Origin of the sequence: Microvirga sp. HBU67558 (assembly GCF_018069605.1) — a bacterium.
Classification (GTDB): domain Bacteria; phylum Pseudomonadota; class Alphaproteobacteria; order Rhizobiales; family Beijerinckiaceae; genus Microvirga; species Microvirga terrae.
This window is the reverse complement of the sequence record NZ_JAGPUP010000397.1, coordinates 1-7,330: the sequence shown is the minus strand read 5'-3', so window position 1 is coordinate 7,330 and position 7,330 is coordinate 1. Positions and strand designations below refer to the sequence as shown.

The following is a 7,330-nucleotide window of genomic DNA, read 5'->3' as shown; positions in this document are numbered from 1 at the left end:
GCAGCAAATCTTCTCCGCACTGCCATCACCGGAGGCAATATGAAGCTTGCGCTGGAAGAAGCTGGGATTAGTATCGGAGCGCAAGCGCTCAGCCTTGTCGCAGGGCCCGAGGTAAAGTTGGCAATCCGCAACGGGCTGGTCAAAAAGGTAATGGAAGAGGCTGCAACGGCTGGGATCGATCTGCCGATTTCCGTCGCACAAACCTATGCCGAAGACTATTTAAACAACCTGGAAGCTCGCCTTGCGGCCTGAGCCTCCAAGGTACAAGGGTGATCGGCACACCGCCCTTGTCTTGTTCCGGCATTTACCTGGCGGGCAAAGTACGTTCACATTTGGCCCTTGAGAAAGTAGTGTACCTCGACATAGGAAGCCAGTTGACAAATTCTGCGGGCCACAGCAGAGCGAACCATCAGCGCCCTGCGATGTGTGTTTTGGAATGGCGAGCGCGTGAGAACGTTGAGCGTCGCGCCGCCAACTCGATTGCGCCGTAGATACTGGCTCTCTGATATGCCGGCAATTGGCGAGGCCGCCGTTGATAGTTACCACGCTGCTTCGCATTTGTGGGAGGCAGCGTGGTAACTATCCGGCTAACCTTTCGAAGTGATCCGGACTAATGTAGTCGAGCGCTGAGTGACGCCGGACGGGGTTGTAACAGCCATCAATGTAACGGCCGATCGCCTGCTTGGCCTCGGAATTCGGCTGAAAGACGGTGCGTCAGTCCAGCTCGGATTCCGAAGTCTTGAAGAAGGTCTCGACAGCGGTGTTGTTGAAGCGATTGCTTTTCTCGGACAATGAGATCCGAATGCTGTATTTGGTCGGCTCCGCCTGACAGGCCGTCGGACAATATTGATGCGGGGCGAGTTCATCGAGAATTGCTCCGATTATCACATCCATTTCGGAAGTCTCTTCGTGCCACTCGGGGTAGCGAACGGCTAGCGAGTTCGGGTTGATACACTAGGCGGATTCCGCGTTACGGTGATCGGTTTGATCAGGCCGCCACGCGGCCATCGTCCTGACCAGTAGCATGCGAGTCATCCCACGCAGGACACCCCGCAGACTGTCCGGCGCGCAGACGATGGTGTTCTGAGTCCTCTGCAACGCGATTCGCTGTGTCGCCACCGCCGGCTTGCGGCTCGCCTTGATGACACGCAGGAACTCAACCGTGCCATCCCGGCTTCTGGGCGTGATAGTCCGTTTGCCGGCAAGGGCAGTTTGCGCTGCAATCTGAGCTTCGCGATCCTCGTTCTTTCCACGCCTGCGGCGATCATGCTGATCCGGGGGTGTGATCTCCAGAATCTCGAGGCCTGCGTTCTGCGTATTGAGCAGGAGCTTGGCCCCATAGGTCCCTGTTGACTCAGAGTCGACGCCCTTACAAGGAGCCGAAGGAGCCCATCCAGGCGGGCATCTGATTGTATCCCTGTCGCGTTGTGGGAAAGCTCTCGGCGGGGAGCGCATGATCGAGCTAATCGAGAACGTCGGCGAGGTAAAGATCCTTATGCATGTCAACACCACCTACGACGAGATGAGGCACACGCTCCTGACCACCTTCCATACCGGCTCTCCTGGCTCAGTCGTGGATCGACGGTTCGCCAAGACTGCGTCCATGACAGCGCTGTAACGCAAGAGAACGTCAGGCCCTTTTCGTGGCAAGTGCGGCGGTGAGGCAAACCGGACCGCAAGGCTCCTGGGCAGCCGACAAGATCGACGAAAGACACGGATCTGGTCGATCAGAGTGTGGGTCAGGCCACACCAGGACACCTTGTGGCACCAGCCACTCTAAGAGGTCTATCGCTCTGAGGGTCCGGCGCATAGGAACACTGGTCAGAACAGTTTGCTGTCCGGATGGTCGGTCAGGTCCATCGCAGGATCGCTAGCGCATAGCGCAGTGCCTCCAGGGCCAGCTCCTGGTGCAACCAGTCGCTCACCGCCCAGCCAGCCACTCGTCGGGCTAAGAGATCGAGGATCATGGCCAGATAGCGACTGCCCTCGTTCGCCCACACGTATAACAGATCCGCCGCCCGTTTCTGGTTCGGCGCTGGGCCGAGAAGTCCTGGTCGAGGAGATTGAGTTTACCTCCAGGCCCGGATGGAGGATCAGGCCGAGTGCATGCTCGTGCTGATCGGCGCCACTCCGGAAGGCAGGAAGGAGCTGATCGGCTTCCAAGCCGGCGTGCGCGAGAGCGCCCAGAGCTGGCGCGAGCTTCTGGTCGAGATCAAGCGGCGGGGCCTGTCCATTCCGCCTCACATTGCTGTTGGGGATGGAGCTCTCGGCTTCTGGAAGGCACTCGACGAGCTCTTTCCCGGCACCCATCATCAGAGGTGCTGGCTGCACAAGACCGCCAACGTGCTCAACAAGGTACCCAAATCCGTGCAGCCCGGCATGAAGGTGGCGCTGCGGGAGATCTATCTCGCGCCGACTCGAGCCCAGGCCGAGGTCGCCATCGATCTGTTCGAGGAGGCCTATGGCGCGCGTTATCCCAAAGCCGTGGAGTGCGTGCGCAAGGACCAGCGGGCGCTGCTGGCTTTCTTCGATTGGCCCGCCGAGCATTGGATCCATCTGCGGACGACGAACCCGATTGAGAGTGTGTTCGCGACGGTGCGGCATCGCACGGTGCGCACCAAGGGCGCACTGTCGCCGACCACCGCTCGTTTGATGGTGTTCAAGCTCATCATGGCGGCTTCGAAAACCTGGCGCCGGCTAATGGGCGAAAACCAGTTGCCGAAGGTGATCGCCGGTGTCAAATTCCAGGATGGCAGCGAGGTCATTCCGATGCCAACACACAGCGCCGCCTGATCGGCCCCATCACCTAAATTCCATCATAGCTGGCCCGCTGGTCAGGGCGAGCCGCACCGCGTCATCCTGAAACTCTCTCCGAAACCGTGTGTGGGGCATGGAGGTTCTCCTGCGTCATTGCCGTGCTCTCCATCTTCCGAAGCAGTTCCAGTCGCAGATGAAGACTTCTCGTCATTGCCCAGTCAAAGGCAATCCAGGCTTAGGATCCATCTATCGTGCAACGTCAGCTACAGCATAGCGATGACCGCCTCGCCGATCTTGTCCTGGTCGATCTTCATGCGGCTACTTTCCCACGCCGCGACACGATATTCCTCAGTCATCGGTGGATAAGTGCGTAACCTCTGGAGGTGCATGGTGTTCAAAAGTCGTCATTCTGATCGGTCGGTAATCCTGCTCTGCCTGGGCTGGTACCGGTCCTATAATCTCAGCCTGCGCAATCTTGAGGAGATGATGGCTGAACGCCGCATCTCAGCCGACCATGCAACCATTCCTCGCTGGACGTTTTACCGGCGCCTCAGGCGATCATCGTAACGGCGGCCGAATTATAGCTGCGTTATTCCCGGCGCTACAGTGTAGCGACTTGCCGGTCCGACAGGGGTTGCCACCTGACGACGCCAACAATCCTGTAGATAACTTGGTTGCCGTGAGAGCAGCGGCAGTTAAGCTTGCTGCCCGGCAGATCCCCCGGCCCTAGCTGAGCTCGCCTCAGTGTATTGCGATTGCGTCCAATGTCGTGACAGCGTGTCGACTGTCAGATCACTCTGACCTGGAATAGACGGGGTCGATCCAGGGCTTGAATGTGGCCGATCAGAACTATGGATTTCTCCAGTCGGCTTCTCGCGGTTAACCCTTTCAGTCGTCGAATCATGGGCGCTGGACACGCTGGGCTGATGAACGCCGGGGACGGCACGCAGGGGAATCGATGCAGGGGGGTGTCATAGTCGGGGCAGGTGGCATTCTGGGTCGCGGACTGGCAGTCTCGATCCGCAAAGGGTCTTCACAGGCTTCTATCAGCGACTATTGCAGTCGCTGAAATGCTCCTGCGACTACCTCTCCGAACAGGCGGTCAAGGCTACTGACACGAGTTGCTTAACCTCTGCCGCTATCCAGGTTTCGTAGCCGACGGTGACGTGCTCAATTTACAACTCAATTTTGAATTTGAGACGAAATGCGAACGCTGCTCGTTGATCACCATACGAACTTTGCACGCGCGGTGCGCGGCGCGCTCGCGGATAGCGGTTTTGCCGTTGATATAGCTTGTACTTTGGAAGAGGCTTCTAACGTATTTTATTGCGCGAGCTACGAAATTCTCCTGCTAGAGTTGGCTCTGCCTGATGGCAATGGCTTGGACTGGCTGAGGAAACTAAGGAGCGGGGGGCATTCAGTTCCTGCCGTCATTATGAGTTGTCTCGATGATTGCGAGAAGCGAATTGAATCTTTCAATGGCGGGGCAGACGATTTTGTGCTCAAGCCGGTCTCTCCTGTTGAGCTCATCGCCAGAATGAGAGCCATTCAGCGCCGGGTAAGACAGGTGGCCGCCCCCGTCCTTGTGTTCGGCAACCTCAACTTCGACCCGATCAGCAGAGAAGTTTTCGTTGCAGGCGACCCAGTGATCATAGCACGCCGCGAGCTATGTATTCTTGAGCATCTGCTTAATCGCGCGGGCCGCATCGTGCCGCGTGAGCAGTTGGAGGATCACCTTTATCCGTTCAACGACGAAGTCTCTACCAACGCACTTGAAGTCGGAATTTATCGCTTGCGCGGACATCTGAGTAGGTCAGGTGCGACGCCACGGATAAAGACCGTGCGGGGAGTTGGGTACGTTATTCAATTGCCTAAGGCGACATCCGTATGATTGGTGACTGTGAAAGAATCTGTCTTGGAAATGCTTACAACTCGTGATCCTGACATCAATCGGTGGCCGACCCTCGTCGACTGCCTGAGGGCTATCGGTTGTCCGAATTTGGGCCCTCTCCTTTGCACCCTCCTGCTGCTATCTCCGCTTTCTGCCGTGGCACAAAGCAACGGGGATAAAGGGCCGCGGCGTGCAACGTCCGGTAGCATCAATGCCACGCTGAAGCTTTCCTCGTCGCTCGGGAAGACAGTTCATCTGCCAGCGTCAGCCGCGACCATTTTTGTTGCGGACCCGACTGTTGCGGATTATCAGGCACCCTCAAATGAAACCATCTTCGTCTTTGGCAAGAAATCAGGGCGGACAACCCTATTCGCGTTGAACGACAGGGGTGAGGCCCTCGCCGAGTTGCAGATTGTCGTCACGGAACCGATTGAGGATCTGCGGGATATGTTGAGGGATCAGGTTGGCGACTATCCGATCCGAGTCAAATATACTCCACGCGGCGCAATCCTTAGCGGTACAGCGCCCGACGCAGAAACTGTCGACACGGCGAAAAGGATCGCCGAGCAATATCTCGGGGAAGGCGCCCAGGTCGTCAATAACATTAAAGTCGCTGGCTCCTTGCAGGTGAATTTGAGTGTGCGCGTTGCGGAAGTGTCCCGCGGGGCGATGAACGAACTCGGTATTAACCTGTCCGCCCTCGGTCAAATCGGCAACTTCAAGGTGGGTTTGTTAAGCGGCGGCAACCGTGCGGGCTCAGGAACTGGGAAAGGTGGCGGTACAGCAGAAATCGGATACAACGATGGTAACATCAACATCAGCGCGGTTCTTGACGCACTCGCTAAAGAGAACATTGCTTCTATCTTAGCTGAGCCGAACCTCACGGCGATTTCCGGCGAAACCGCTCGCTTCCTTGTCGGCGGCGAATTTCCCATTCCTGTGCCGCGGGAAAATGGGCAAGTCTCAATTGAATTTCGGCACTTCGGCGTGAGCCTTGAATTCTTACCTACCGTCCTCGACAACAAGCAGATCAATATTCGGGTAAAACCCGAAGTCAGTGACCTCACGTCACAAGGCGCCATTCAAATCAACGGAATTTCCGTGCCGGCAATTTCCACCCGCCGCGCCGATACGGTCGTCGAGCTCGCCAGTGGGCAGAGCTTTGCAATTGGTGGGCTCATCAGGCGTACCACCAGCAATAACATCAGTGCATTTCCCGGGCTCGGGCAGGTGCCGATCCTTGGCGCCCTGTTCCGTTCTTCCTCATTCCAAAAGGAGGAATCAGAACTGGTTATTCTGGTTACTCCGTACATCGTAAGACCAGGGTCGAGCCCCGTCCAGATGAGCGCGCCAACGGATCGAATGGGGTCGCGTTCGGATGGTGGGGAGGCTAAATCGGGTTCGCCCACTCGGCCGCGAGGCCGCGTGACAGTTCGCACGGGCGTGCCAGGCGCCAAGAGCGGCGTCGGCTATATTATCGAATAGCTGTGTTCAAATGAAATTGCGGATCAAAGTTCACCTGGTTGCTCTAGCAGCAAGTCTAAGTGGCTGCGCAAGCCCGCCGATCCGTGTGGAGCCGTCGGCACCCACCCTTATCCGGCAGGAGACCACCGTTCTAACTTTAGAGGGGCTCCACGCCTCGGAACGGCAGCGGTTGCGAGTTTTCCTTCAGAGGGCCAGCCGTGGTCGGCTTGATGCGCTTCATCTGCTTATCAGTGGGTCGCCCAGGCTCGGCGCAGAGGCAGTCCATCAGGCGAACCAGATGGGGATCAGCACATATAACATCCAATTGTTAAGCCAACACAGCAGCCGTGTAGCGCGTATAGAGGCGATCCTCTATCTTGCCCGCCCTCCTGTATGCCCGTCACTTTTCAGTCCGTTATCTGACGAGGTATCCGTCGAACAGACGCTTGGCTGCTCGACGCGCCATAACCTCGCCGTAATGGTGAACGATCCGCGCGATTTACTCGGCAACATGGCTGTCACGCAAAGCGACGGCGATCGTGCGGCCATACCGATCGCAAAATACAGGGAATTTACAATAGACAAGAGTGGTGAATGACGCCATTGGCGTGCGCCCTCGGCGGCGGCTTCATCTTGCTCGCACTGCCTAACGCAGACGCACTCACTTACTGATCCGGATTGGGTAATCTTGAACTACGCGGCATAACGGAACGACGGATGCTCGAAGTAGCTGCGGATCCGGTCGGGCAACCTGGCAAGCCGGCGCATGTGGCTGATGACGGCACGCTTGAGTTCGGGCTTGCTGCGGGCGGGCGGCTTGCGGGTCATAGTCTGTTTCAGGTCAGCGTTCAGGCCCTCGTCCGGGTTCAACTCAGGACTATAGGATGGCAGGAAGAAGACCTCGATCTGCTCCGTGCGCTCGGCCAACCAGTCCCGCACCGCCTGGGCCCGATGGACCGGCAGGTTGTCCCAGATCAGAAACACCTTGCCGTCGGCATCCTGGATCAGCCGCCCGAGAAAGCGGATCAGGCTCGCAGCCTTGAGTGCGCCATCGAGCACCATCCAGCGCAACTCGCCCTTGTTGGTCACAGCCGAGATCAGGCCCAGCCTCGCGCGTTTGTGGCTGGGGCGCACCACCGGCGTCCGGCCTCTGGGGGCGAAGCTGCGGCCGCGCACATCGTCGGAGCGCAGGCCGGTCTCATCCTCCCAGAAGATCGT

General features: G+C 57.9%; 6 protein-coding genes and 3 pseudogenes. 7 read left to right on the top strand and 2 right to left on the bottom strand.

Annotated elements, in window-relative coordinates; genetic code table 11:
• On the top strand, positions 1-252 hold a 252-nt coding region (locus KBI52_RS02925; protein ID WP_256439453.1), incomplete at its 5' end, for an HrpF/NolX family T3SS translocon protein.
• A gap of 378 nt (positions 253-630) precedes the next feature.
• On the top strand, positions 631-795 hold the full coding sequence (locus KBI52_RS33875; protein WP_210805199.1) for a hypothetical protein: 165 nt from the start codon (positions 631-633) through the stop codon (positions 793-795).
• Between the two features lie 57 nt (positions 796-852).
• Here the strand turns inward: KBI52_RS33875 and KBI52_RS32595 are convergent.
• Positions 853-1,552: pseudogene (locus KBI52_RS32595) on the bottom strand (transposase); the annotation flags it as partial.
• A 515-nt stretch (positions 1,553-2,067) separates the two neighbouring features.
• On the opposite strand from KBI52_RS32595, the pseudogene KBI52_RS02910 reads away from it, so the two are divergent.
• From KBI52_RS02910 to KBI52_RS02890, 5 genes and pseudogenes are all read left to right on the top strand, one after another.
• Positions 2,068-2,793 (top strand): annotated as a pseudogene (locus tag KBI52_RS02910) (IS256 family transposase); the annotation flags it as partial.
• Between the two features lie 354 nt (positions 2,794-3,147).
• Positions 3,148-3,294, top strand: a pseudogene (locus KBI52_RS02905) (IS6 family transposase); the annotation flags it as partial.
• A gap of 667 nt (positions 3,295-3,961) precedes the next feature.
• On the top strand, positions 3,962-4,648 hold the full coding sequence (locus tag KBI52_RS02900; protein WP_114948094.1) for a response regulator transcription factor: 687 nt from the start codon (positions 3,962-3,964) through the stop codon (positions 4,646-4,648).
• Between the two features lie 30 nt (positions 4,649-4,678).
• Complete coding sequence (locus KBI52_RS02895) at positions 4,679-6,133, top strand: type II and III secretion system protein family protein (RefSeq protein WP_114948095.1); 1,455 nt, start codon at positions 4,679-4,681, stop codon at positions 6,131-6,133.
• Between the two features lie 10 nt (positions 6,134-6,143).
• On the top strand, positions 6,144-6,710 hold the full coding sequence (locus tag KBI52_RS02890) for a CpaD family pilus assembly lipoprotein (protein WP_210805197.1): 567 nt from the start codon (positions 6,144-6,146) through the stop codon (positions 6,708-6,710).
• A 95-nt stretch (positions 6,711-6,805) separates the two neighbouring features.
• Here KBI52_RS02890 and KBI52_RS02885 read toward each other — a convergent pair.
• A partial coding sequence (locus tag KBI52_RS02885) for an IS630 family transposase (protein ID WP_210805195.1) occupies positions 6,806-7,330 on the bottom strand: 525 nt, incomplete at its 5' end.

Bases quoted from the DNA above. Each gene is read 5' to 3' on its own strand.
- KBI52_RS02900 (WP_114948094.1), top strand. From the start codon at position 3,962: ATGCGAACGCTGCTCGTTGATCACCATACGAACTTTGCACGCGCGGTG.
- KBI52_RS02890 (WP_210805197.1), top strand. From the start codon at position 6,144: ATGAAATTGCGGATCAAAGTTCACCTGGTTGCTCTAGCAGCAAGTCTA.
- KBI52_RS02895 (WP_114948095.1), top strand. From the start codon at position 4,679: ATGCTTACAACTCGTGATCCTGACATCAATCGGTGGCCGACCCTCGTC.